Origin of the sequence: Methanosarcina spelaei (genome assembly GCF_002287235.1) — an archaeon.
Lineage (GTDB): Archaea > Halobacteriota > Methanosarcinia > Methanosarcinales > Methanosarcinaceae > Methanosarcina > Methanosarcina spelaei.
Map to the genome: position 1 here is coordinate 1 of NZ_LMVP01000420.1, position 401 is coordinate 401.

Annotated in this window: 1 protein-coding gene; it reads left to right on the forward strand. The window is 32.4% G+C overall.

Annotated features, from left to right (window positions below; translation table 11 throughout):
• Positions 1-65 precede the first annotated feature (65 nt).
• On the forward strand, positions 66-338 hold the full coding sequence (locus ASJ81_RS15605) for a hypothetical protein (protein ID WP_095644098.1): 273 nt from the start codon (positions 66-68) through the stop codon (positions 336-338).
• Positions 339-401: the final 63 nt, after the last annotated feature.

Genomic DNA, 401 nt, shown 5'->3' on the forward strand with positions numbered 1-401 from the left:
TTTTCAACCGCATAAAAAATATAATAGTTTTTCCATTTTCCCTTATCATATTTTGGAGTAGAAAAATGGAACTTGAAGCTTTAAAACAATTGCTTTCTTCACTGGACATCAATCCTGATGAAATTAAAGATGAAAGATATGCCAAAGCTTTTCGTATTTTGTTTTCTATAATTGAACAACAGAACGAAGAGATTGAGTTTCTCAAGGCAGAGAACCAGAAGCTTCGAGATGAAATCAACTTACTAAAAGGTGAAAAAGCCAAACCTAAGATTCGTGGCTCTAAAAAGAATGAAGACATTTCTTCTGAAAAAGAGAGAAGAAATAGAAAGCTCCCATAGGATAAAGAGCCTAAATCTAAACTGGATAAAATAGAGGTTCATCGAACTGAAACATGTAAAGTT

Bases quoted from the DNA above. Each gene is read 5' to 3' on its own strand.
- ASJ81_RS15605 (WP_095644098.1), top strand. From the start codon at position 66: ATGGAACTTGAAGCTTTAAAACAATTGCTTTCTTCACTGGACATCAAT.